This window comes from Porphyromonas somerae, assembly GCF_022845615.1.
GTDB classification, from domain to species: Bacteria; Bacteroidota; Bacteroidia; order Bacteroidales; family Porphyromonadaceae; genus Porphyromonas_A; species Porphyromonas_A somerae.
This window is the reverse complement of the sequence record NZ_AP025559.1, coordinates 1,299,009-1,321,965: the sequence shown is the minus strand read 5'-3', so window position 1 is coordinate 1,321,965 and position 22,957 is coordinate 1,299,009. Positions and strand designations below refer to the sequence as shown.

Below are 22,957 nucleotides of genomic sequence, written 5' to 3'. Positions count from 1 at the left end.
TTGTCGCTTGGTTTTATTATGTTGTCTCGTAAAGATTGGCTACATTTGTGGTATAAAATCTTTAATTAATCATTAAATAATAATTGACCCTATGGCTCTTAAGTTTATGACTGCTGATGAAGCAGCAAAGTTTGTACACCACAATGACAATGTGGGGTTCAGTGGATTTACACCTGCTGGATGTCCAAAGGTAATTCCTGCGGCTATTGCACGTCATGCAAAGTCCGAGCATGAAGCTGGACGTCCTTTCCAGATAGGTGTTTTTACTGGTGCATCAACTGGGGATAGGCTTGATGGTGAGCTGGCTCGTGCAGAGGCTATCAAGTTTAGAACCCCTTATCAATCTAATAAAGATTTGCGTGCCCTTATTAATGCTGGAAAGGTGGACTATAATGATATGCATCTTTCAATGCTTGCACAGGAGATTCGCTATGGTTTTTTAGGTAAGATTGATATCGCTATTGTGGAAGCGGCCGATGTGACCGAAGACGGTGAAATAGTTCCTACCACTGGAGTGGGTATCGCACCTACGATTTGCCGATTAGCAGATAAGATTATTGTGGAGCTCAATGATAAGCACCCAAAGGAGATTCGTGGAATGCACGATATTGCGGAGCTTCAAGACCCTCCTCACAGAGGTACGATTGATATTGTTGACCCTCACGATAGAGTAGGAACTGATTGTATCAAGGTAGATCCTGCAAAGATTGTAGCAGTCGTGAAGACTTCAGAGCCTAACGATGATTCTGCCTTTGCTCCACTTGATGAAGTCACTAAGGCGATTGGTGCAAATGTGGCTAAGTTCTTTGAGCAAGAGATGGCGGCTGGTAGACTACCAAAGGAGTTTTTGCCTGTACAAAGTGGGGTAGGTAATGTGGCTAATGCTGTTTTGGGTGCTATGGGCGATAGTGAGCAGATCCCTGCTTTCAATGTTTACACTGAGGTGATTCAGGATTCAGTGATTAAGCTGATGAAGAAGGGTAAGGTGAAGTTTGCTTCTGGATGCTCTCTATCAGTTTCGAGAGAGGTGATCCAAGATATTTATGCTCACCTTGATTTCTTCAAAGATAAGCTACTTCTACGTCCTCTTGAGTACTCCAATAACCCTGAAGTAGCCCGCCGTATCGGAGTGATTGCGATTAATACTGCATTGGAAGCTGATATTTATGGCAATATCAATTCTACTCATGTGATGGGCACCAAAATGATGAATGGCATTGGAGGATCGGGTGACTTCACTCGCTCAGGCTATCTTTCAATATTCACCACTCCTTCGGTAGCAAAGAATGGAGATATTAGCTGCTTCGTGCCTATGGTTTCGCACCTTGACCACTCGGAGCACTCTGTGAAGATCATCATTAGTGAGTATGGTATTGCTGATCTTCGTGGCAAGTCACCTCGTCAGCGTGCTGAGGAGATCATCAATAATGTGGTGCATCCCGATTATCGCCAACTGTTGCGTGACTATCTAGCTGTTTCGAAACAGGGTCAGACCAAGGTTAATTTGGATGCTTGCTTTGAATTCCATCGCAAGTTCCAAGAGACTGGGTCAATGAAGAATGCCGACTTCTCCCCTTATAAGAAATGAGACTTATAAGAAGAATATATCCTATCACGCTTCTAGTAGCCATAGTGCTACTAGGAGCGTGTTCTCAATCCAAGAAGGAGGATCAAAAGACGGAGTCAAAGGGGATAGAGTTCCCTAACCCACCTGCTTTGATTACCGAGCCTATGGATAGAGCAGATTATATTCTCACACACCTCTTTGATGGTGTGACGGAAATAGATACTGTGCTAATGGGCTCTTCGGATGAGAGAGAGCAGTTTTTCGCCAATTTTTTTGCCATTAACCTTAATGCTAATGAACAGGCTCAAAGGGAGACGATTCGCCAGTACTATCAATTGGCTACACCTGCGATGGATTCTATTGGGATGAGACTCGTTAGTAAGTATTACGGTGAGCCAAATTCGCCCTTTTTCGATGAGGCAAGTTATTTACTGATGACTGAGGAGGCAGAAAAAGCTGGACTACTGGATGAGTCGGAGCAAATTAGATTGGCGGATCGCAAGGCTTTATTCAATCGAAATAGAGTAGGTGAGAAGGCAGAGAACTTCGACTATGTTTTGGCTAATGGTCGCGAAACATCCCTATACAATAGTGTCTCTGGGCTTACTCTTTTGCTCTTTTATGATCCAGAATGCGATGCATGTCACAGTACATTATATGCTCTATCTAGTGATCTTAAGGTGAAAGAGCTGGTGGATAATGGTCTCCATATACTCTGTATTTATGCTTTTGGAGATGAGGAGTCTTGGCGTCATCACCTTTCTGAATTGCCGCCGTTTGCTACTGCTGGTATGGATAAAAAAAGGGTGATTTTGAGTGAAAGTCTTTACGACCTCAAAGCCCTACCTACGATCTACCTTCTAGACGAGAATTGTCGCGTACTTATGAAGGATGTGATTCTTGATGATTCCGTCCTTAATGAGATTGAGGAGCATATCTGCTATTAACATTAATTATTTGTCGATAAAATGAAAGGAATAGTGCTTGCAGGTGGGGCTGGTACCCGCTTATATCCAGCGACTAAAGCTTTTTCGAAGCAATTGATACCCTTGTATGGTAAGCCAATGGTCTACTACCCTATCTCGGTCTTGATGCTTGCAGGCATTCGTGAGATTATGATCATTACCACGCCAGATGACCAGCCCCTTTTTAAGAAACTATTGGGAGATGGTCGTCAGTTAGGCATCCAGCTATCGTACAAAATACAGGAACGTCCTGAGGGGATTGCACAAGCTTTTCTCCTAGCTGAAGAGTTTTTGCAGGGTGATGATGCATGCTTAATTTTGGGCGACAATGTGTTTTATGGTCAATCGTTTGACCGCATTCTACGGCATGCGATCCAAACTGTGGAGGAGAAAAATGAGGCGGTAGTATTTTCATACTATGTTCGTGACCCAGAGCGATATGGAGTGGTAGAATTTGATGCAGAGCATAAGGTGATCTCTATTGAAGAAAAGCCTAAAACCCCTAAGAGCAATTATGCTGTGGTGGGACTTTATTTCTATCCGAGTGATGTGGTCGACCAAACTTGTAGGGTAAAGCCTTCGGCTCGAGGAGAGTTGGAGATAACCACTCTTAACCAACTCTATTTAGAGCAAAGCCGTCTTTCTGTTCAAACTCTCGGCAGAGGATTCGCATGGCTCGATACTGGTACTTTTGAATCGCTACACGAAGCTGGTGAATTCATTAGGGCTATTGAAAAGCGCCAAGGGTTACAGGTCGCAAACCTAGAGGAGATAGGGTACAACAAAGGGTGGATCTCTCGCGAGGAAGTAATGAATGTGGCCAGTCAATACAAAGGAAGTGACTACGCTGCCTATTTACTTAAGCTACTGAAATAGCTTTTTCACCCCTTTCTTCCCTACTTTAACACAAAAAAGAGTCGATTAGTTTGGTAGTTTGAATTATTGTAGGTACCTTTGCAGAGCATTTGAGAGAAAGATAAGATAATCTATCGAGCTCTCGGGTGTAGGACTTATCGGGGTGTAGCGTAGTCCGGTTAGCGCACCTGGTTTGGGACCAGGGGGTCGTGAGTTCGAATCCCACCACCCCGACAAAAAGAAGAGAGGAATACTAGTATCCCTCTCTTCTTTTTTTTATATCTAGTAGCGGGGTGCTGCTTCAAATTGATCTTATTTAAGAGAAGAGCACTCGAAAGGCTTCGCCCACTTGCTTTACAGGAATTAATCGGATATTCAACTTATCCGTCTCTAATCCATGAAGGTTATCAGCGGGGAGTATCATTGACTTAAAACCAATCTTCTCAGCCTCTGTGATGCGTTGCTGTATACGAGATACTGCACGTATTTCACCACTTAGCCCTACCTCTCCAGTGACACAAGTCTCTCTGGAGATAGGAAGGTCTAGGTTGCTTGATAATACTGCCGATAAAACAGCTAGGTCAAGAGCAGGGTCTTGAATGGTAAGTCCACCAGCGATATTAAGAAAGACATCCTTTTGCACCAACTTGAAGCCAGCACGCTTCTCCAGCACAGCTAGCAACATATTTGTGCGCCTATAATCAATGCCGGTAGAGGAGCGTTGAGGATTAGCATAGACTGCCGAGCTCACAAGGGCTTGTACCTCTACAAGTAGTGGACGAATTCCCTCAATCGTCACTCCAACGCAACTGCCAGATAGGTCACCCTGAGTCCCTGAGAGTAGCATCTCAGAGGGGTTAGTTACCTGTCTGAGTCCGTCGCTTTTCATCTCATATAGTCCGATTTCAGCGGTATTGCCAAATCGATTCTTAAGGGCTCTCAATATTCTGTACTGATGGTTTTGATCACCCTCAAATCTTATGACTGTATCTACTAAGTGCTCCAACACTTTTGGCCCCGCAATACTTCCTTCCTTTGTAATATGCCCAATCAATATGATGGGTAACTCATATTCTTTTGCAAAGGAGAGTAGGGCAGCTGTGCACTCCCTAACTTGTGAAAGTGATCCAGCAGAGGAGTCGCTACGACTGGTCTGTATAGTCTGGATGGAGTCGATTACTAGGAGGTCTGGCTCTACTTCTAGTGCTGTCTCCATAATCGTCTCCAATTGAGTCTCGCCATAAAGTAGGCAGTGCTCCACGGTATCGGCATCGGTCAGGCGCTCAGCCCTTAGTCGTATCTGACCTGGACTCTCTTCACCACTAACATAAAGCGTTTTGAGGTTACTATTCCTCACCACACTTTGCAATATCAGTGTACTCTTACCAATACCTGGCTCTCCACCAAGTAAAACCAATGAGCCCTTAACCAATCCACCGCCCAACACCCTATTGAGCTCGCCATCCAGCAGGTCCATACGTGTGGCGGTATCACCAGCTACCAAACTTAGTGGTACTGGAGATTTATCCTGTAGTGGCTTATCTTTTCGGATTCTTAGCCCTGGCTCCTCTGCTCTGACTGTGTACTCCTTCAGCGTATTCCACGCACCACAAGCGGGGCACTTACCTACCCACTTGGGAAAGTCGGCACCACAGTCAGTGCAGAGCCATACGAGCTTATCTTTCTTCATTATCTATTATTAGTAGACACGCTCTAGTGGTTGTGTCGTACAGCGTAATAGACCACCTAATTTGCTCACCTCTCGGTAAGGGATAGGAATGGTCTTGACGTTTCTACGATTGAGCCATCCTTGCAATCTCTTGAAGGTGCTATCAATGATCACTGTATCATTGGCAATGCTAAAGACATTAGGATTCATCTCGTACATCTCCTCACGGCTGATAATACAAGTATTCTCAGGACCGAAAATAGACATAATGTACTCCCAATCCTCCACATGTCTAAAGGCACCAGGGAATAGAATACACTTATCCTGACCAATAGGCTGGAAGCAACAATCTAGGTGCAATACGCCAGTGTATGGATCGGTATCGTGCTTGATTAGCTCAATAGGAATAATGTCCTTTTGAGGGAATAGGTCTTTAAGAAAGCCTATAGCATACTTATTGGTCCTTGCCATTTTGTAATTGCTATAGTTTGGGCTTAAGTAAGTACCCAAAAATATCTTATCGTGCATCAAGATCACATCACCACCCTCTATATGTACATGCTCTGGGGGCACAATAATCTTGCTTTGATCTAGATCTTCATAGATCTTATCGTATGCCCTCATTTCAGCCTCGCGGTCGGGAATGATATTGGCACGAATCATCTTGTCCTCAATCACAAAAGCGACATCTCGGGCAAATATCTGATTTACTCCAGGTAGCTCTTGTGGTCTCAGCACCTCCACACCAGCCTCTTTCAAGGCTTTCGCTAGACCCTCAACTTCCCTCTCCAGCGCTTCATCAGTCGGATAGGTGCCTGCAATCAGCGTGCTATAGCTCTTGGCATCGTACGCCTCATCCAATGTGGGCACAGGTCCAGGATTGGTTCCTAGACCTACTATTACAGATTTCAGGGTGCTTGTCTCGTCTTTTACGTTTAGATTTCTCATAATTATTTATTGCAAATAAATTTGATGTATTCCTTGCAGTTAGTTTTTAGTCGCTCAGCAGATCCCTCTCCTTCTGCTCCATAAAAGGCAAAGTAATCCCCACCACGAGCTTTTACAAAGCCTGCCGACCCTTGTACGAAAGAGAGGTAGGTGCTTAGAGGAGTTTGGTTAAAAGCTACTTCGGGTGCCCCGCAAGAGGTGGCAGCCTCAATAAGCTTCCCTTCAAGAGCGTGAGGGCAATCGCCCCATGCCCAGCCTTCGGCCCAAACAGTATCCATCCATAGCTTTAAGATGGCTGGCGGCATATACCAGTAGAGTGGAAATTGGAGGACGATCCGATCGTACTGCTCCAATAACCTTTGTTCGCTTTTAAGATCAAAGGTGCCATCCTCCCTTATCACATCACCAAGGTTGTGTATCTTTAGTTGCTCTCCTTCATAAGGTCTTAGAGCCTCCACCCAAGCTTTATTTACTACAGAGCTTGCTAAGTCAGGGTGTCCTACAACGACTAATGTCTTCATTATATCAATCAATATAGATTTCTTAATTATTTATTATCCACAAATTTACCTACAATAACCGAGATTATTGGTATCTTGAGGGCAGAAGAAGAGTAAAAATGATTTATGTAAATATTATGGCACATAAAGTATTAGAGGGTAAGTCGGTTGGCTTCCAGAAAGAGTACTTTCTTAATACAGCATCGGCCCATAGCATTTGGAACCAGATTTCCACAGCAAGGGGGTTATCGGAGTGGTTTGCACCTAAAGTAGATATCACTCAGGACCTCATCCATATATTTTGGGACGACCAAGGGGATGATAGGGTGGCAACAATCAATAAACGTATACCTAATAAGTTGATAGAATGGAGGTGGAACGACGACCCCGAAAGCTATATACGTATGGAGATTGTCACCTCAGAGCTATCCAATAGCACCTCTCTAATGGTTGATGATCACGACAAGGGATTAGAGACGGAGTCGCTAGAGCAAATTTGGATGGCACACGAAGAGCGATTATTTGCCAGCTTAGGAATCCTCTAGCCTTAGCAATCAAACCCCTTTCGACTGAGCACTCCTTTTTGATAGTAGTGCTTTACCTCTTGCATATCTGTTACAAGATCTGCGAGTGCCAATAACTCACTAGGTGCATACCGACCAGTGATGATCACTTCACGGTCACCCTCAATACTCTTAAGAGCTTCCAATACTTTTTCCAGTGGTAGTAGCTTCATGTAAAGAGCGATATTGAGCTCGTCTAAGATGATGAGGTCGTACATCTCCCCCTCTCTGTTTCGCAAAAGTGTAGCACACCGCTCAAGCCCTCTCTCCGCCATAGCATAGTCTTCATCAGTAGCCTCACGATTGAGGAGACAGCTAGCACCCCATTGCTCTATCTTGAGGCGGTCTTGAAAGTAATCTTCAATAAAGCATTCGCTATATCTCATATCCTTAACGAACTGAGCTATATATACCCTTTTGCCCGCACCCAATGCCCTTAAAGCCATACCAAAAGCTGCAGTGCTTTTGCCCTTTCCATTGCCAGTATATACTTGTATCATCCCTGCTTTTGTACAATAGAGATCCAAATAGCCATAAGAGCTAAGGCTGCGATCAATGCCACGAGTAGAAGCAGTAATTTACGCCATCGCTTTTTGCTATCTCTTTGCGTTATATCCTCTAGAGACCCCTCTTGCGAAGGGAGTATATCTGCCTCTACAAGTGCTTTTATGGCTTCAGCTGCATCCTCTTCTCTCACCATGAGAGATACCCCCACCGACATTCCCGGTATGGCATTAGTAAGTGCATTCTCTACTCTCACAAAAAAACCTCTATCCTGTAGTAGAGTGTATGCTAGGTTTACGTAGCTTTCGTCGTACGAATTGAGCACCTCAACTAGTCCTCCTCTATTTTTCAACTCTTCCATAAGTTACTCGATTTCCTTAATAAGTTGTTGTGCTAGATTCATGCCTTGGGTGATACGGTTGGCCATTCCTATGCCATCAATCACACCCCCTGCTATGTGCAGTCCTGGATACTCTTTTTCAATGGCCTTCATATCCTTCTGTCGCTCTTCTGTCGCTAGGTCGTACTGAGGGATCGCCTTTGGATAGTGAGCAATGTGCACCATGTCGGGGGTAATAGACCGAGGTATCTTCATCATATCATAAAGTTCATTGAGTCCCACCTGCTTCTGCTCCTCAAGTGGAGTGTCTAGCACCAATCTTTTATTCCTTAGGCCACCCATAAAGATGGTAAATAAGGCTCCATCAGGGTAGGGGGTTCGATCCTTGAAGCAAGAACTTGGGAAGAGGATCCCCAGCACCTTTCGTTGCTCCTTGCTGGGAACCAAAGCACCAAAGGCGGCTCTCGGAATATCGGGCAGATGGTTAAAGCCTACACAGACTTCCGTGATAGGAGCGTAGGGAAGGGTGGCGATACGGGTCATCTTGCTAGCGATCTCCTCTCTGAATAACTTTGGAAGAATATCGGCTCTCACAGTGGTGACCACTTTAGTGGATGAAATGGTGTGTTGGTCGCCACTCTTATCTACAAAGGTGGTTTGCCAACTATTTTCTGTCGGGGTGATACGGATATCCTGAGCTTCGAGAACCACCTCACCAGTTCTGCTTATCTTTTTGCCGATGGCCTTGACTAGTTCTTCTAGACCCCCAACAGCCGAAAAGATCTTTTTCGTTGCTTTGCGGTCGCGGTCGCTCTTTGGCTCGGATGCCTTTTTAATGGCACCTCTGATAAAACTACCGTAGTTTTGCTCCAGATTATAGAGTTTGGGCAGTGCTAGTCGGGTCACTAATTGATAAGGGTCGCCCGCATAGATCCCCCCAATAAAGGGGTCAATGGTATAATCTACAATCGTTTTTCCTAGCCTACGCTCTGCAAGTTCACCCACCGTCTCATTGGGGTTGGTTCCTTTTTTTCTAAAAGGTTCAAAGGGTAGTCCCAACTTATCTTTTAGACTGTAGAGTGGGGTGGTGAGCCCACTCCATGGGCCATTAGGAATAGAGTGAAAGCGATCCCCCTTCCAAATCCATCGATCGTTGGCATTGGCACAAGCCTCCTCAAGCAGGGCATCAGGTGCCGCATACTCAAATAGCTCTGCCACCTCGGGAGAAGAGACGGTGCCAGTATTGGGACCCACTTCATACGTAAACCCATTCTCCTTAAGAGTCTTTATCTGCCCGCCAAGCCTATCCTTTGCTTCGAGTAGGATAAAGGACTTGCCCTCTTTCTCAAGCTCTGCAGCAAGCGAAAGACCAGTTATACCACCACCGATGATCGCTATTGGATAGTGATTTTGTATATTATTCATCGCCAATATATTTATGTGCATTAATCGTTTGCTACAAATTTAATAATTTCTTGCTACACAAGAGCAATAATATCTCTCTTTATCATGCGTAAGAAGCAAATAGAAAGTCGTTGAGGGTGGACAGATAGCCGACAATATTCAGAGTTATAAGTAAGCGTTTGTTGAGATGCAACAAAGCATTTGCTTAGTTGCATCTCACCGATTGCTTAGTTGCATCTCGCCGATTGCTTAGTTGCAACTAAAAATACGCCTTCCTAACTAACTGATTTATAGAAGGATAAATAGAGCAAAAAAATGGTGTGTAAAACTGAAATGTTTGGTGTATAAAGTAGAAATGTTTTAGGTATCAAACGGAAATGTTTTGGGTGTGAAACAAAAACGTTTTGTGCATGAAACTTTTTGTGTTGGGATATTATTGGTAACTTTGCAGTGTAATCCTAGCGGGGATGACTGGTTTTGACAGCATGTAGAGGTGATGCGTAAGCACGTAGTGCATCGTTGACTGGCACTTTAATCATAGTCCTCAAAGCTTTTAAGTGGCGAAAATAATTCTTACGCTCTTGCAGCGTAACCGAAGTTTAGTAGGTTACTGCTCTTGCGCTTGAGCATAGGCTCGCGGCAAGACATCACTCCGATACCGTGATCTCGAGGTGGTCGGATATAGTGGTGCCGGAATATCGGGAAGGGTTGGTAGTGCGTCTTTCACTATCGACGACATTTAAGAGACTAAGCAAGTAGGAGGGTCGCTTTGGCCAAACCTATTCGCCGACAACCAAAGCAAAGCTAAACGTGTAGAAAGCGGATTAGTTCCGTGTTTGGACGAGGGTTCGAATCCCTCCATCTCCACTAAAAGAGACCGCTCAGAGCCTAATGGCTTTGAGCGGTTTCTTCTTATTCTTTAGCTACACCTGGTAGTTACTATGCTGGTAATGATTCAAGAGATATAGGAGATTATAGCTTATCTATCTCGTTGACGATCTCCTTCATATCTCCTATTTCACATGATGAGGAGATGAATCGATCGGTGAGGTAATCTAGGTCATAAGACAAGTTGTATGGTGAAGCATTGCCTATTGTGGAAAAGGAATTAATGATGTACTCATAATGGTGATTGCGTAAGACACCAAAATACCCGCCATTATTCGAATGATAATAAGTTCAATGTTGTAAGTTTAATCAATTTTTACGAGATAATGATTTCAACTAAACTTGAAATCATTGTTGATTTGATAATTTTTTTCTAGTAATTGAAGTTTCTTATGGACACTTGCATTATTTACTAATAAGGGCTTGCCAAATCAGCGATTGGCAAGCCCTTATACTAATGATCGTGGGGTAAGGGTTACTCGATGCGACGGGCACCGTCAGAGATGACCACGTTGTATACCTTAGGTTCGTGGCCAAACTTCTTGGCAAAGCGCTCCTTGGCAGTCTCTATAAAGAGGTCTTGAAGCTCTTCCTTTACTAAGTTGATGGTGCAACCACCGAAGCCACCACCCATCACTCTCGAGCCAGTTACTCCGCACTCCATGGCTATCTCATTGAGGTAGTTAAGCTCTTCGCAGCTCACCTCATAGAGTTGGCTCATACCTTTGTGCGTTTCGTACATCTTCTTGCCCACTGTCTCGTAATCGTCCTTCTCAAGGGCTTCCGAAACGTCCAGTACGCGTTGGATCTCCTCCACCACATACTCTGCACGCATATAATCTTCGTCCGATACCTTTCCCTTGTAGCTCTCAAGTAGCTCCATAGATACATCTCTTAGGAAGGTTACCTCGGGGTGATCCTTCTGGATTACCTCTACCACACGCTCGCAAGAGTGGCGGCGGTCGTTGTAGGCACTATCAGCAAGATTGTGCTTCACTACAGTATCGAGTAGCACCAACTTATACCCATCTGGGTGGAAAGGAAAGTACTTATACTCCATGCTGCGGCAGTCAAGACGCATCAGTGCCCCCTCCTTGCCGTGGATAGAGGCAAATTGATCCATGATGCCACACTTTACCCCTACGTAGTGGTGCTCGGTACGCTGACCCACTTTGGCAAGCTCCATCTTTTCGATCTTCTTCTCACCAAATAGTTCGTTGATCGCAGTAGCATAGCAGCTTTCCAATGCTGCTGATGAAGACATTCCTGCCCCTAGAGGCACATCGCCAGAGAAGGCGGTGTTGAAGCCTTTTACCTCTACCCCTAGCTTCTCCATTTCTTTGCAAACGCCGTAAATGTACTTTGCCCAACTGGCGGTGGGGGCCTCGGTATCGGTGAGATCAAACTCTACATAGTCCTTGAGGTCAATGGCGTAGGCCCTTACCTTTTGGGTACCATTGGGCTTGATCTCTGCCAAAATACCTTTCTCTACCGCTCCTGGAAATACAAAGCCTCCATTGTAATCGGTATGCTCACCGATCAGATTGATTCGCCCTGGGGCAAAGTAAATGTATCCTGTAGAGCCATCAAAGTGCTTGATAAAACGGCTCCTTACAAATTCTATATCTCTCATATATTCATTACATTTCAGTGGTGACACCTGTATCTGTTTTCTTTACCTTGTGTCCGGAGATAGCGTAGTAAAGGATAAATAGCTCACCCAGCACTACAAAGAGCCAAGTGGGGTTCCAGCTTCCGATAGCAGACTTGAGGATTCCCTGAATTACTGGGAATAGAGCTCCACCGAAGCATCCCATCATCAGCACACCAGACGCTTTGGAGGTGTATCTGCCTAGACCATCGATAGCAAGTGCAAAGATAGCAGGCCACATGATGGAGTGGAAGATACCCACTCCGCAGAGGAACCAAGGTATCTTGGTGATCATTGCTAGCACAATTAGAAGGATGGCACCCGACGCTGCAACCAATAGTTGAAGCTGTGCACTCACCTTGTTGAGGAAGCTACTTGCAAATCGGCCAACCAATAGGCCACCCCAGTAGAGTGAAGCCATCAAGGCAGCATCCTTAAGGGCAAAGCCGAGGTCGCCCTGAGCAAATAGTACCACGTTGGCACCAACGCACACCTCTACTCCTACGTAGCAGAATAGAGCAATCAGACCTAGTTTGAGGTGACTAAAGCTCCAAACACTCTCTGGCAGATGCTCACTCTTGCCACCTCCACCAGCTACCTCTGGTAGGTGAATCTTGGTGAGTGAGAAGGCCAATGCTGCTACGAGCACTAGGAGAACTAGGAAGGGGATGTATAGGCTATTGAGGCTAATATCTAGCCCGTCCTTGCCACTAAAGATCACATAAGCTACAAAGATTGGCCCTAGTGTGGTCATCAATGAATTACCAGTACCTGCAATGCTCTGGCGCTGAACACCTGTAGTGCCTTTTACATCGCATGCAACGATGTAAGGATTGATCACCGCCTGTAGATAGGTGAGTGCCGTACCAGCCACAAAGGAGCCTAGTAGGAATACCCAGTAGGCCACTGGAATCACCATTCCCTTGGTGTAGAGTAGTCCATTGTACTCTCCATTCACCTCTTGGACTTGGAAGTTGCCAGTCAGAGCTGCTTGAGCCTGGGCTGCCTGAAGTGCGTCACCAGGAGCTATGCCCTCTTGCTTTGTGAGGTCTTCAATGCCTCTTGCCTCATCAATAAATCCTTGGAATTTATTGATATCTACATTGTCAAATACCCATGCAGAGCTCATGTAGATTAGAAATGAGATGCAGAGGATGCTCAGCCCTAGTAGAAGGGCAGGCTTGTAGCCTTTCTTGCCAATATAATTGGCACTCGCTGGTCCCATCACTAGGTAAGCAAGGAAAAAGGCGAAGTTGAGAGAAGTCGCTAGTGTGTCGGCATTGGCACCACCTAGCAGTAGGTAAGCAGCCTTCATAGGGGCTTGGAACTGCTGATTGAGATTGGTAATCAATCCCACCAATGCCATCAAAACTACCATGATGATAAAAGGCACCAGGTAGTTTTGCTGTGTCTGTTTAGTTGTTGTTGTCATTGGAATTAGTCTCTTATTAAAGTATAAATATATTACTCGATGGTATTGAAGCTAAAGATAGTTTGGCTTCTAAAGGTCTCGCCTGACCGGAGTAGAGTAGAGGGGTACTCTGGCTTATTGGGACTATCGGGATAGTGTTGTGTCTCAAAGCAGACTGCTGAGCGTGCTGGGTATCTGCTGTCGCCCTTGCCACGCATATTTCCGCTCATCCAGTTGCCTGTATAGAGCTGCATTCCTGGTTGGTCGGTCTTAATCTTCATCTCTATGCCACTCTTAGGACTAGAGCAGACGGCACAAAGTCCCATTTCACCTAGCGGTTTATCTAGGATAAAGGTGTGGTCGTAACCCCTTGCCCAATTGAGCTGATCTATATCGGTATCTATCCGCTCACCAATAAGGCGGGGCTCTATAAAATCAAAAGGAGTGCCGGCTACCGCTTCAGGCTTTCCGTAGGGAATAGCCGTCTCATCGGTTGGTAGGTACTCCTTTGCATTGATCAAGAGTGTGTGATCGTGTACTGAAGGATCGCCCTCTCCAGAGAGGTTGAAGTAGGCGTGATTGGTGAGGTTGAGCACTGTTGCCTTGTCGGTCGTTGCTTCGTAAGCGATAGCAAAGTTGTTGGTGACAGGGCAGAGACCATAGGTCACCTGTACCTTGAGTTCGCCTGGATACCCCTCCTCTCCATCTTTCGATATGTAGGTGAGGACCAGCTCTGAAGCCGATGCCTGTTCCACCGTCCAAACCACGCTATTAAATCCCTTCTTGCCACCATGGAGGGCATTAGGTCCATTATTGATGAGCAATGAGTACTCCTCACCATCGATGGCAAACTTTCCCTTGGCAATTCTATTGGCATACCGCCCGCAGATAGCACCAAAGTAGGCCTCTTCGCTCTCAATATAATCTTGCAGACAGTCGTGCCCTAGCAGAATGTCTACTTTCTTTCCCTCTCGGTCCGGTACCCTTATGGCTACTATCTTAGCACCAAGGTTGAGGATATCTATCTCTATCCCATTGGCATTGCTGAGGGTGTAAAGTGCTACCTCCTTACCATCTACCCTCCCCTTAAATCTCTCTTTATTCATATCCTTTAATTGAAAAGCCTCGTCCATCGCACTCTAATTTAGATGAACTGCCGGCTCTGAATAAGATTATTAATTAAGCTTCGCATCAAAGATAACTTTTTTTCTTTAGATTTCGCTCCTCTTGGTAGTACAATTTGCTTCTTTGCTCCTTTTCTTCTCGTTGCTTGGTTCTATCTTGCTCTTCTGACAAGCCTCTGCTAGTGGGCATCCAGCACAAGCTGTTGGCACCTCCTTTTTTGGTGGCTTCAACATTTTCCAAAGGTGGCGACAGACTAAGAATGCCACTAAGGCAATGATTATATATGTAATGAGAGTTTGCACCATATCACTTAAATTGATTATTCTCCAAATCTTCTTACTACTCACAAAACTACCCATTTATTCGCACACCCCCTATCCCCTTTTATGATTAATAGTATTAAGTTGAGACTTTTAGCCAAGAAATAATGGTGGATATTTGGTGGATTAAAAATTTATTGCTACCTTTGCAAAGCAAAATCAAAAGGATGCTTTCTTTGAAAGATAGACTTTTTTGCGGCTGTGGCGTAATTGGTAGCCGCGCTAGACTTAGGATCTAGTGGAGCAATCCGTGGGGGTTCGAGTCCCTTCAGCCGCACACTATACGTGTTGTTTTTACGTTTTAGTAGATTGTAAGTTTTTGGTTTTGGTTGCTCTGAGATGTTTCATCCCAGAGCTTTTTTTTATGCCTTCTTATTAACGAGGTGCTATTGAACTATCTGGTTTTGCCTATGAACATTTAGGTTGCGATGCTATCTTTAATGTGCTATTGTGGATGTGCTAAGATGGGTTTGAGAGATAAAAGATGAGCTGAGAGTGGGCAAGTAGCTCATTCTTAGCTCATCTTTTTGTTTAGTCCTTAGGGAGGCTTTATAGGTTGGATTGGATTGCTGCAGCCATCTCCTTCATCTTTTCGGGATCGGGGTTAGGTACTTTGTGATTGAAGTCCATATCCTTCTCCTTCTGTATTGGGATCAAGTGTATGTGTGCGTGAGGCACCTCCAACCCCATTACTGCCATCCCGACGCGATTGCAGCTAGTTGCCTTCTTAATCGCAGCCGCCACCTTCTTTGCAAAGAGTATCATTTCCGATAGCTCTGCATCCTCTAGGTCAAAGAGGTAATTCTCCTCTCGCTTTGGCACCACTAGAGTGTGTCCGTATTGTACGGGGAAGGCGTCTAGGAAGGCACAGAAGTGCTCGTCCTCCGCTATAATGTAGCCAGGAATCTCTCCTTGGATAATTTTCGTGAATATCGTTGCCATAGATCAATTAGCTTATATGGTAATCTCTTCAATCTTAAACGTCACAATACCTGCGGGCACTTGTATCTCTACCACATCTCCCACCTTTTTGCCGATCAATCCCTTAGCTATCGGGGTAGAGATAGCCATCTTTCCCTTGCGGATATCGCTTTCGGTGTCGGAGACAATGGTATAGGTCTTCACCTGATTATTGCTCATATTACGAATGGTTACGGTGTTGAGCATCTGTACCGTCTCCGTGCCTATCTTTTTGGTGTCAATGATACGGATATTCTGTAGCTGCATTCTCAGCTGTGCAATCCTATCTTCTAGAAGTGCCTGCTTCTCCTTAGCGGCAGAATACTCTGCATTTTCAGAGAGGTCACCCTTGTCGCGTGCTTCGGCAATAGCCTGTATCACCTCTGGTCGTTCTATCTCCTCTAGCTTTCTGATCTCTTCAAGGAGGTTTTGGTATCCCTCCTCAGTCATATAGATGTAATCCATAAGTATCTCTATTTCTTAGTCCCTCTAATGGTAAAAAACAACAACTCCAAGCAAGGGGCACTCTTGTCCGCCTAACATGGAATCGCTACTACAAAGACCCTATCAAGGGTTAAAGTAATCTCTTCTCTCTAATCTTATATTACTACGTTCTCTCAATTAGTTAACTGCTGCAAAGGTAACCTCTTTTGAGGACTGTGCCAAATATTTACTCTTAAATTCCCATTTTCTCTTCTGGCACGTAGGTATATAAGGAGTGCAAAAATACCTACAATTAGGTATTGAGGATCTCTGATAAAGAGGTTACTTTTGTGTCTAATTAAATACTGATCAATGAGACTATCTGAACTACATACGGGTGAGAGGGCAATTATTCTAAAACATCATACCGATAAGGCGTTTCGAAAGCGGTTGATGGAGATGGGGTTTATACCGGGAGAGGAGATTTTAGTGGTGAAGAATGCCCCGCTAAAGGACCCTGTAGAGTATCGTATTCTCAATTATGATGTGACGCTCCGACGGAGTGAAGCCAAGCTGATTGAAGTGGATCCGCTTCATACTACCGCGGCTCATAGGCGACAGCAAGGCGAAAGTGCTACTTCTTCGTTTTATCTATCTAAGGGGCATCACAATTCCGGTGAAAAGCAACGTCCGGAGCAACGAATTCGTGTCGCCTTTGTGGGCAATCCAAATTGCGGTAAGACCTCCCTCTTCAATGCGGCGAGTGGAGCTCACGAGCATGTGGGCAACTATAGTGGCGTGACGGTAGAAGCCAAGACGGCTACATACCGACAGGGTGGCTATACCTTTGATCTGATCGACCTGCCAGGGGCTTACTCTATCAGCTCGTATAGTCCAGAAGAGAAGTACATTAGCCAGTACTTGATGGGCGATGAGCGACCAGATGTGGTGGTCAACGTGGTGGACTCGACCAACTTGGAGCGCCACCTCTATATGACCGCCCAGCTACTTGAGACCAGTATCCCAGTAGTGGTGGCACTCAATATGTGGGACGAGTTGGAAGCCTCTAGCAGTGAATTAGATACCGAGCAGTTGACTCGTCTGATTGGAGTACCTCTCTGTCCTACCAATGGCCGAACGGGGCGTGGTATAAAGAACCTCTTTGAGCATGTAGCTACGATCTATAACAACCGTTCTCAGGAGCTTCGAGTGGTAGATATTCGTTATCGCCAAGAGGTGGAGACAGCAATTGCAGAGCTGAGCGAGTCACTTAGAGAGCATTGGCAGCAGTTCCCCCAAGTGGTACAAGAGTTGAGGCCACGCTATATGGCTATCAAGTTGCTGGAGGAGGATGAGGCGATGCAAGAGGTAGTTGCCATGCTACCCGATAGAGGTGTAGCCTTGCTGCACCAGGTGGCAGAGCTGAATGAGCAGTACGCCAAGCATACAGATAATGATATCCAGCACGATATCACCAATGGTCGTTACGGCTTTGTACGTGGCGCCTTGCAAGAGACTTACCGTACCAATTACGACTCCATTACCGAGCGTAATCGTAAGATCGACCATATATTGACCCACAAGATTTGGGGCTTCCCCATCTTTATTGCGGTTATATTCTTGATGTTCCAGCTCACCTTTATACTCGGCGAATATCCAATGAATTGGATAGAGTCGGGAGTGGCGTGGTTAGGCCAATGGATTGGCGAGCTGATGCCAGAGGGGATGCTCAAGGACCTATTAGTAGATGGTGTAATTGCTGGAGTAGGGGGTGTGCTCGTCTTCCTGCCTAATATCGTGATTCTGTATCTATGCCTTGCCATTATCGAGGATACCGGCTATATGGCTAGGGCCGCCTTTATTATGGACCGGCTGATGCACCTGATAGGATTGCATGGAAAGTCCTTTATCCCGCTTGTGATGGGTTTTGGTTGTAACGTTCCAGCGGTGATGGCTACACGTACCATAGAGAATCGTAATAATCGTCTCGTGACGATGCTGATTATCCCCTTTATGAGTTGTAGTGCCAAGCTGCCAGTCTACCTATTACTTGCTGGGGCTTTCTTCCCCCACAATGCAGGTTTGGTGCTCTTCGTGCTATACTTCTCTGGTATCTTGGTGGCGGTGCTGAGTGCATTGATATTTAAGCGACGCTTCAATACTGCTAAAGAGACCCCCTTTGTGATGGAGCTACCGCCTTACCGTATTCCTACGCTCAAAAGTGTATTACTGCATATGTGGGAGCGGGCAAAGCAATACCTGCAGAAGATGGGAACCGTGATTCTAGTCGCCTCTATCGCTATTTGGGCGTTGAGCTACTTCCCCAATGTTCATAAACTAGAGGAGCCGCAGCAAGATGCTCTTATTGCCCAACATATTGAGAAGGTTAGGGCACAAGAGCAGACCGATTTCGAGGCGATGGATCGTGACCATCAGCTCACCATGGTACAGCAAGAGTACTCACTCATTGGTCGCTTAGGACACGCCATCCAGCCTGTCTTTAAGTGGCATGGGTACGATTGGAGAATGAGCGTTTCGCTCCTCACAGGTGTGGCTGCAAAGGAGATCGTAGTGAGTACCATGGGCGTACTATTTACTGGTGATGGCGATAATGAGGCACTCCTTTCGAGTAAACTACAGAATGCCACTTACCCCGATGGGTCCAAAGTCTTAGACCCTGTGATAGCCCTTTCGTTTATGATATTTGTGCTGGTCTATATCCCTTGTATCAGCACGGTAGTAGCCATTGGTCGGGAGAGTGGGCGATGGAGATATGCCCTCTATAGTACTCTCTACTCCATCTCTGTGGGGTGGGTATTGGCACTACTGGTATCAGTAGTGGGACATTTGATCATATAAGTTTAGCGAGCTCTTGCCAATTCTAGAATGGCTTCAGCAGCCAACCTCGATGATGGTTGAGCTGTCTGAAGCTTTTCTTTTATCTCCTGGTACTGCTCCAGCATCTTGCTTCGCTTCTCACCCTCCATAGTCAATGGGGCAAGGGCATTCCAGATCTTATCCTCCTTAAATAAACCGCCAAATAGCTCCTGCACCACAGGCTCATCGGCCACAAGATTTACGAGTGAAATATAGGGGGTTGTAAATAGATGCTTAAAGATAAAATTGGCTAGGTAACCCGCCCTTTGGGCATAGCAAACCACCTGAGGCGTGCCAAGAAGTGCTGTCTCAAGCGTGGCAGTGCCACTTGTGACCAGAGCAACCCTTGCCCCTTTCACTACCCGATAGGTATCGTCAAAGACCAGCTCCACCTCCTTCACTCCCTCTAGAAGGGGTGCATAGACCTCTCTAGGCAAGCTACTCGTGCCAGCTATCTTGATATGAAGGTCGGGAAAAGAGTTAGCTACCTGTAGCATCGTTGGTAGGTTCTGATTCACCTCCGAGCGTCGACTACCTGGCAATAGAGCAACGTAAGGAGGGCAGTCAGTGGCTTCGTAACTGCTCAAAAACTGCTGAACTTGCTCTAAGGTAGGATTGCCAATATACTTTACCTGGTCCAACTGCTGTTGCTGGAAGAAAGGTATCTCAAAGGGAAAAATGGAGAGAATAAGGTCTGTATCTGTACGAAGTCTCTTGATTCGTCCCTTCTTCCACGCCCATACCTTTGGAGGGATGAAATAGACGATTTTTGTCTGTGGAAGCTGTTTGCGTACAAAGGGCAATACATACTGAAAGCAGAAACTGGCATAGTCGGTGCAGATAACCACATCTGGACGGGTGTTGATCAGTGCCGTTTGGAGTGCCTTCCCCGCCTCGCGGATGGTGCCGATATTCTTTGCTACATCCACAAAGCCCATAAAGGCGAGGTGCTCCGAAGCGATCACACACTCACCACCCACCTCTCTCATACGTGGGCCTCCCATAAAAGTAAAAGAGGCTGAGGGGTCTAGACTCCTCAGCTCTTTCATTAATCTTGATGTGTGGAGGTCTCCACTAGCCTCACCTGCGACCAGAAAGTAGTTCATTACTCGTCCCAGTGCTTTATTTGTTGGATAAATTCGTAGTCCGTCACATCAATATTGCAAGGAACGATCGTGGCATACCCCTTCTTCAGGAGCTGGATATCCCAGTTTTGATTGATCGGCTCCGCCAGTTTAATACTTCCCGACAGCCAGTAGACATCTCTACCTGTCGGAGTGGTTTGGCAGACATATTCATTGACATACTTACCATCGGCTTGGCTGCAAACCTTTAGCCCCCTCACCTCAGGCACATTGGGGACATTCACATTGAGGTAGACCCCCTTCGGGATCCCCTCCTTCAATATCTTACGAGCAATCGTGCGGGCAAAGCGACAACAGTCCAAGTAATCACTCTCCTGATCTCCTTGTAAAAGCGAGATAGCAAAGGAGGGAATGTTGAAAATAGTTCCCTCAATCGCCGCACCTAGGGTACCAGAGTAGTTCACGGCAATACCCTCATTTCCACCATGATTGATGCCCGCTACCACTAGATCGGGGAGGGTGGGGAGGATCTCATTCAAGGCGAGCTTCACACAGTCAGCTGGCGTGCCACTGCAGCTGTAAATCGTCAGACCTGGCTCCGTCTCCACCATATTGAAGTGGATTGGTATCGAGGAGGTGATGGCGCTAGAGGTACCACTCCGAGGACCATCGGGTGCCACCACCACGATATCCCCGAGGTCTCTCAACGCGGTATAGAGCTCCTCAAGCCCCTTGGCAAATACCCCGTCGTCATTACTCACCAGTATCAGAGGCCTTTTGCTAATCATTGTACTGGTATCTCTAGTAGTTTGATATCAAAAATCAGCGTAGAGTAGCCAGGGATCTTATTGTATTGGGTATAGGCACCATAGCCTAGCTGGTAAGGCACTACCACCTCCCAATGATCCCCTACATTCATCATCTGTAGGGCATACTGCACCCCAAGTACTAGTTTGTTGACAGGGCTAGTAATCTCCCCCTTCTCCTGAAATATCTCACCTGAAATAAAGCGACCACTCAGCTCCATCTTCACCGTACTCTCCTGATATGGATAGCTAGGATTCTGCTCCTTCGAGCCTTCAAGAACCTTGTAGTAGATATGGTAATTTGTATTGAGGAAGTTACTCTCCGTATACCCCTTTTCCACCGCTTTCTCTATGAAAGCATCATTCTCCTTCTTGTAGTTACTCTCCTCCATTGGCTGCTCTACATTGCAGCTAGAAAGCGAGAGGAGTAGGGCGCCCAATGCCACAGTCCATAGCTGTACAAGGGTGAGATTCAGTACTCTCTTCATAATCTATTTATATTTTCTTGAGCAATGACTGCATACTCACACTCTCCTCGATGATGTGGCGAAGTTCACCGATCTCCACACGCTCCTGCTCCATAGAGTCGCGGTGGCGGATAGTCACCTTGCCATCCTCGATACTCTCGTGATCCACGGTCACGCAGAATGGAGTACCGAGTGCATCCTGTCTACGGTAACGCTTTCCGATAGAGTCCTTCTCATCATAATCACAAGGGAAGTGAAACTTCAGGTCGTCAACGATCTGCTGTGCTAGTTCTGGAAGACCATCCTTGCGTACCAATGGTAGTACCGCTACCTTCTTAGGCGCCAAAGCAGCTGGCAAACGAAGTACCACACGTACCTCACCATTCTCTAGCTGCTCCTCATCGTAGCAACCAAATAGAATACTGAGGAAAAGTCGGTCCACACCGATAGAGGTCTCCACTACATAGGGTACATAGCTCCCATTAAGCTCAGGATCGAAGTAACGCATCTTCTTACCCGAGAACTCCTCATGACGCTTCAGGTCAAAGTCAGTGCGTGAGTGAATACCCTCCACCTCCTTAAAGCCAAAAGACATCTCGAACTCAATATCTGTTGCAGCATTAGCATAGTGAGCTAGCTTCTCATGATCGTGGAAACGATACTTGTTATCCCCCAAGCCAAGAGCCTTGTGCCAGCGTAGTCGACGCTCCTTCCACTTCTCGTACCACTCAAGTTCCGTACCTGGGGCTACAAAGAACTGCATCTCCATCTGCTCAAACTCACGCATACGGAAGATAAATTGGCGAGCCACAATTTCATTACGGAAGGCCTTACCAATCTGTGCAATACCAAAAGGCACCTTCATGCGGCCACTCTTCTGCACATTGAGAAAGTTGACAAAGATACCCTGAGCTGTCTCCGGACGTAAATATACCTTCATAGCACCCTCCGACGTAGAGCCCATCTCTGTGGCAAACATTAGGTTGAACTGACGTACATCGGTCCACTCCTTAGAGCCACTAATAGGATCCACAATCTCACAATCCACAATCAATTGCTTGAGGGCTGCGAGGTCGTTATCCTCCATTGACTTTACATACCTGCTGTGCACCCCATCATACTCCTCTTGGTATCTGATTACCCTTGCGTTCGTTGCACGGTATTGAGCCTCATCAAAGGCATCGCCAAAACGCTTGCGAGCCTTCTCAATCTCCTTATTGATCTTCACCTCAATCTTATCTAGATGCTCCTCAATCAGCACATCAGCACGATACCGCTTCTTCGACACCTTATTGTCAATCAGTGGGTCGTTAAAAGCATCCACGTGTCCCGAGGCTTTCCAGATCGTTGGGTGCATAAAGATGGCCGAGTCAATACCTACTACATTGTCATTGAGTAGGGTCATGGCATCCCACCAGTACCTCTTGAGATTGTTTTTGAGTTCTACACCATTCTGACCATAGTCGTATACTGCCCCTAGACCATCATATATCTCCGATGAGGGGAATACAAAACCATACTCCTTGCAGTGCGATATAATCTTCTTAAATATATTGTCAATCTCTTTCTGTGCCATTGTCACCTAATAAATATTTGTTTCTTATTCTTTTACCAACTACAAAGATACAC

Annotated in this window: 20 protein-coding genes, 2 tRNA genes and 1 other RNA gene; 8 read left to right on the top strand and 15 right to left on the bottom strand. The window is 45.9% G+C overall.

Going from position 1 to position 22,957, the window contains the following annotated elements:
* Positions 1-91 precede the first annotated feature (91 nt).
* From MWL85_RS05805 to MWL85_RS05790, 4 genes are all read left to right on the top strand, one after another.
* Positions 92-1,588 carry a butyryl-CoA:acetate CoA transferase gene (locus MWL85_RS05805; protein WP_018028683.1) on the top strand — a complete coding sequence of 499 codons (1,497 nt, stop codon included), beginning with the start codon at positions 92-94 and terminating at the stop codon, positions 1,586-1,588.
* On the top strand, positions 1,585-2,514 hold the full coding sequence (locus MWL85_RS05800) for a DUF5106 domain-containing protein (protein WP_244401805.1): 930 nt from the start codon (positions 1,585-1,587) through the stop codon (positions 2,512-2,514). The genes MWL85_RS05805 and MWL85_RS05800 overlap by 4 nt, the downstream gene beginning before the upstream one ends.
* 21 nt (positions 2,515-2,535) lie before the next feature.
* Positions 2,536-3,408, top strand: coding sequence for a glucose-1-phosphate thymidylyltransferase RfbA (gene rfbA / locus MWL85_RS05795; protein WP_244401804.1), 873 nt, complete (start codon positions 2,536-2,538; stop codon positions 3,406-3,408).
* 138 nt (positions 3,409-3,546) lie between these two features.
* Positions 3,547-3,621 (top strand) — tRNA-Pro (locus MWL85_RS05790).
* 82 nt (positions 3,622-3,703) lie between these two features.
* On the opposite strand, the gene radA is transcribed toward MWL85_RS05790, so the two are convergent.
* The 3 genes from radA to MWL85_RS05775 are packed head-to-tail and all read right to left on the bottom strand — an operon-like array spanning position 3,704 to position 6,525.
* A complete protein-coding gene (radA, locus tag MWL85_RS05785; RefSeq protein ID WP_244401803.1) occupies positions 3,704-5,077 on the bottom strand; it encodes a DNA repair protein RadA in 1,374 nt (457 codons plus the stop codon).
* Between the two features lie 9 nt (positions 5,078-5,086).
* Positions 5,087-6,004, bottom strand: coding sequence for a dimethylarginine dimethylaminohydrolase family protein (locus MWL85_RS05780; RefSeq protein ID WP_018028687.1), 918 nt, complete (start codon positions 6,002-6,004; stop codon positions 5,087-5,089).
* A 2-nt stretch (positions 6,005-6,006) separates the two neighbouring features.
* The gene (locus tag MWL85_RS05775; RefSeq protein ID WP_018028688.1) at positions 6,007-6,525 is read right to left on the bottom strand and encodes an NAD(P)H-dependent oxidoreductase; all 519 of its coding nucleotides are present in this window, start codon (positions 6,523-6,525) and stop codon (positions 6,007-6,009) included.
* Between the two features lie 116 nt (positions 6,526-6,641).
* Here MWL85_RS05775 and MWL85_RS05770 point away from each other — a divergent pair, with 116 nt between their 5' ends.
* Entirely contained in the window at positions 6,642-7,049 is a 408-nt protein-coding gene (locus MWL85_RS05770) for an START-like domain-containing protein (RefSeq protein WP_244401802.1), read from the top strand.
* 2 nt (positions 7,050-7,051) lie between these two features.
* Here MWL85_RS05770 and MWL85_RS05765 read toward each other — a convergent pair whose 3' ends face one another.
* Genes MWL85_RS05765 through hemG form a run of 3 tightly spaced genes read right to left on the bottom strand, consistent with a single transcriptional unit; the run spans position 7,052 to position 9,336 of the window.
* Complete coding sequence (locus MWL85_RS05765) at positions 7,052-7,567, bottom strand: cob(I)yrinic acid a,c-diamide adenosyltransferase (RefSeq protein WP_244401801.1); 516 nt, start codon at positions 7,565-7,567, stop codon at positions 7,052-7,054.
* On the bottom strand, positions 7,564-7,932 hold the full coding sequence (locus tag MWL85_RS05760) for a DUF2007 domain-containing protein (RefSeq protein ID WP_018028691.1): 369 nt from the start codon (positions 7,930-7,932) through the stop codon (positions 7,564-7,566). Before MWL85_RS05760 ends, MWL85_RS05765 begins: the two co-directional genes overlap by 4 nt.
* Positions 7,933-7,935: 3 nt before the next feature.
* Positions 7,936-9,336, bottom strand: a complete 1,401-nt coding sequence (hemG, locus tag MWL85_RS05755; RefSeq protein ID WP_244401800.1) for a protoporphyrinogen oxidase — start codon at positions 9,334-9,336, stop codon at positions 7,936-7,938.
* A 442-nt stretch (positions 9,337-9,778) separates the two neighbouring features.
* On the opposite strand from hemG, the gene ssrA reads away from it, so the two are divergent.
* Positions 9,779-10,185: a transfer-messenger RNA gene (gene ssrA / locus MWL85_RS05750) on the top strand.
* A 493-nt stretch (positions 10,186-10,678) separates the two neighbouring features.
* Here ssrA and galK read toward each other — a convergent pair.
* Genes galK through MWL85_RS05735 form a run of 3 tightly spaced genes read right to left on the bottom strand, consistent with a single transcriptional unit; the run spans position 10,679 to position 14,371 of the window.
* Positions 10,679-11,836: a galactokinase gene (gene galK, locus MWL85_RS05745; RefSeq protein WP_244401799.1), complete on the bottom strand. Its 1,158-nt coding sequence runs from the start codon at positions 11,834-11,836 to the stop codon at positions 10,679-10,681.
* A 7-nt stretch (positions 11,837-11,843) separates the two neighbouring features.
* Positions 11,844-13,286, bottom strand: coding sequence for an MFS transporter (locus MWL85_RS05740; RefSeq protein WP_018029295.1), 1,443 nt, complete (start codon positions 13,284-13,286; stop codon positions 11,844-11,846).
* 32 nt (positions 13,287-13,318) lie between these two features.
* Positions 13,319-14,371: an aldose epimerase family protein gene (locus MWL85_RS05735; RefSeq protein ID WP_244401798.1), complete on the bottom strand. Its 1,053-nt coding sequence runs from the start codon at positions 14,369-14,371 to the stop codon at positions 13,319-13,321.
* 534 nt (positions 14,372-14,905) lie between these two features.
* Here MWL85_RS05735 and MWL85_RS05730 point away from each other — a divergent pair.
* A tRNA-Leu gene (locus MWL85_RS05730) sits at positions 14,906-14,987 on the top strand.
* A gap of 272 nt (positions 14,988-15,259) precedes the next feature.
* Here the strand turns inward: MWL85_RS05730 and MWL85_RS05725 are convergent.
* Complete coding sequence (locus MWL85_RS05725; RefSeq protein WP_018029135.1) at positions 15,260-15,652, bottom strand: HIT family protein; 393 nt, start codon at positions 15,650-15,652, stop codon at positions 15,260-15,262.
* A gap of 12 nt (positions 15,653-15,664) precedes the next feature.
* On the bottom strand, positions 15,665-16,135 hold the full coding sequence (greA, locus tag MWL85_RS05720; protein ID WP_018029134.1) for a transcription elongation factor GreA: 471 nt from the start codon (positions 16,133-16,135) through the stop codon (positions 15,665-15,667).
* 330 nt (positions 16,136-16,465) lie between these two features.
* Between greA and feoB the strand changes: the two genes are divergently transcribed.
* Complete coding sequence (gene feoB / locus MWL85_RS05715) at positions 16,466-18,952, top strand: ferrous iron transport protein B (protein WP_244401797.1); 2,487 nt, start codon at positions 16,466-16,468, stop codon at positions 18,950-18,952.
* Between the two features lie 2 nt (positions 18,953-18,954).
* Here feoB and lpxB read toward each other — a convergent pair whose 3' ends face one another.
* Genes lpxB through MWL85_RS05695 form a run of 4 tightly spaced genes read right to left on the bottom strand, consistent with a single transcriptional unit; the run spans position 18,955 to position 22,904 of the window.
* Complete coding sequence (lpxB, locus tag MWL85_RS05710; RefSeq protein ID WP_070707658.1) at positions 18,955-20,076, bottom strand: lipid-A-disaccharide synthase; 1,122 nt, start codon at positions 20,074-20,076, stop codon at positions 18,955-18,957.
* Positions 20,076-20,843, bottom strand: a complete 768-nt coding sequence (gene surE, locus MWL85_RS05705; protein ID WP_070707659.1) for a 5'/3'-nucleotidase SurE — start codon at positions 20,841-20,843, stop codon at positions 20,076-20,078. Before surE ends, lpxB begins: the two co-directional genes overlap by 1 nt.
* The gene (locus tag MWL85_RS05700; protein ID WP_021902692.1) at positions 20,840-21,349 is read right to left on the bottom strand and encodes an FKBP-type peptidyl-prolyl cis-trans isomerase; all 510 of its coding nucleotides are present in this window, start codon (positions 21,347-21,349) and stop codon (positions 20,840-20,842) included. Before MWL85_RS05700 ends, surE begins: the two co-directional genes overlap by 4 nt.
* 7 nt (positions 21,350-21,356) lie before the next feature.
* Positions 21,357-22,904: a glycine--tRNA ligase gene (locus tag MWL85_RS05695; RefSeq protein ID WP_244401796.1), complete on the bottom strand. Its 1,548-nt coding sequence runs from the start codon at positions 22,902-22,904 to the stop codon at positions 21,357-21,359.
* Positions 22,905-22,957: the final 53 nt, after the last annotated feature.

Coding starts and splice junctions, on each gene's coding strand:
- MWL85_RS05805 (WP_018028683.1), top strand. CDS start 92: ATGGCTCTTAAGTTTATGACTGCTGATGAAGCAGCAAAGTTTGTACAC.
- MWL85_RS05800 (WP_244401805.1), top strand. CDS start 1,585: ATGAGACTTATAAGAAGAATATATCCTATCACGCTTCTAGTAGCCATA.
- rfbA (WP_244401804.1), top strand. CDS start 2,536: ATGAAAGGAATAGTGCTTGCAGGTGGGGCTGGTACCCGCTTATATCCA.
- radA (WP_244401803.1), bottom strand. CDS start 5,077: ATGAAGAAAGATAAGCTCGTATGGCTCTGCACTGACTGTGGTGCCGAC.
- MWL85_RS05780 (WP_018028687.1), bottom strand. CDS start 6,004: ATGAGAAATCTAAACGTAAAAGACGAGACAAGCACCCTGAAATCTGTA.
- MWL85_RS05775 (WP_018028688.1), bottom strand. CDS start 6,525: ATGAAGACATTAGTCGTTGTAGGACACCCTGACTTAGCAAGCTCTGTA.
- MWL85_RS05770 (WP_244401802.1), top strand. CDS start 6,642: ATGGCACATAAAGTATTAGAGGGTAAGTCGGTTGGCTTCCAGAAAGAG.
- MWL85_RS05765 (WP_244401801.1), bottom strand. CDS start 7,567: ATGATACAAGTATATACTGGCAATGGAAAGGGCAAAAGCACTGCAGCT.
- MWL85_RS05760 (WP_018028691.1), bottom strand. CDS start 7,932: ATGGAAGAGTTGAAAAATAGAGGAGGACTAGTTGAGGTGCTCAATTCG.
- hemG (WP_244401800.1), bottom strand. CDS start 9,336: ATGAATAATATACAAAATCACTATCCAATAGCGATCATCGGTGGTGGT.
- galK (WP_244401799.1), bottom strand. CDS start 11,836: ATGAGAGATATAGAATTTGTAAGGAGCCGTTTTATCAAGCACTTTGAT.
- MWL85_RS05740 (WP_018029295.1), bottom strand. CDS start 13,286: ATGACAACAACAACTAAACAGACACAGCAAAACTACCTGGTGCCTTTT.
- MWL85_RS05735 (WP_244401798.1), bottom strand. CDS start 14,371: ATGAATAAAGAGAGATTTAAGGGGAGGGTAGATGGTAAGGAGGTAGCA.
- MWL85_RS05725 (WP_018029135.1), bottom strand. CDS start 15,652: ATGGCAACGATATTCACGAAAATTATCCAAGGAGAGATTCCTGGCTAC.
- greA (WP_018029134.1), bottom strand. CDS start 16,135: ATGGATTACATCTATATGACTGAGGAGGGATACCAAAACCTCCTTGAA.
- feoB (WP_244401797.1), top strand. CDS start 16,466: ATGAGACTATCTGAACTACATACGGGTGAGAGGGCAATTATTCTAAAA.
- lpxB (WP_070707658.1), bottom strand. CDS start 20,076: ATGAACTACTTTCTGGTCGCAGGTGAGGCTAGTGGAGACCTCCACACA.
- surE (WP_070707659.1), bottom strand. CDS start 20,843: ATGATTAGCAAAAGGCCTCTGATACTGGTGAGTAATGACGACGGGGTA.
- MWL85_RS05700 (WP_021902692.1), bottom strand. CDS start 21,349: ATGAAGAGAGTACTGAATCTCACCCTTGTACAGCTATGGACTGTGGCA.
- MWL85_RS05695 (WP_244401796.1), bottom strand. CDS start 22,904: ATGGCACAGAAAGAGATTGACAATATATTTAAGAAGATTATATCGCAC.